The following is a 479-nucleotide window of genomic DNA, read 5'->3' as shown; positions in this document are numbered from 1 at the left end:
ATTCCGCAGCTGTAACCATAAAGGCAGAGATCCTGTATAAGCCGGGAAAAATTACAATTCGTTTATCGCAGAACGATCTGCAGTTTCGTTTTCTGCAGCAACAGAAAGCAACTGTGCAAAACAGCATCAGCAACCGTGTATCTTATTACAACGGAAATATTGAACAATTGGTAAAAGGTGAAATGGAAACAGTTGCAATGCATCTACGGCTTTCCTGAAACCCAAAGGGAATGCTTTAAAGCAGCAGCAACAGCAAACTGCTTTTGATTCATAATTTTATTTCGTCTCGTCCTTAAAAAATGTTTCGCCTTTTATGAGCCAGGAATAACCGAATGCAAGTAACGCAACTGTTTCTAAAGCGTAGATCGGTTTTAAATGTTTTAAAGCTTTGTACCACGATGGTATTACGCCAATAACTGCAATGCCTGCAATGCTCACAAGTATAACTATGCCACAAGCAATATAAATTCTGTTGCGGA

The 479-nt window shown here is 39.2% G+C and carries 2 protein-coding genes; one reads left to right on the top strand and one right to left on the bottom strand.

From position 1 onward, the window contains the following. Positions 1 to 218, top strand: a 218-nt coding sequence (locus ENE75_RS26040; RefSeq protein ID WP_158289099.1) for a hypothetical protein, incomplete at its 5' end; no start/stop codon positions are given. Between the two features lie 58 nt (positions 219 to 276). On the opposite strand, the gene ENE75_RS26035 is transcribed toward ENE75_RS26040, so the two are convergent. After that, positions 277 to 479, bottom strand: a 203-nt coding sequence (locus tag ENE75_RS26035; protein WP_233259280.1) for a hypothetical protein, incomplete at its 5' end; no start/stop codon positions are given.

The organism is Rubrivivax albus, assembly GCF_004016515.1.
Classification (GTDB): Bacteria; Pseudomonadota; Gammaproteobacteria; order Burkholderiales; family Burkholderiaceae_C; genus Rubrivivax; species Rubrivivax albus.
Note: the sequence above shows the minus strand (reverse complement) of the source record. Positions and strands in the feature narration are given on the sequence as shown.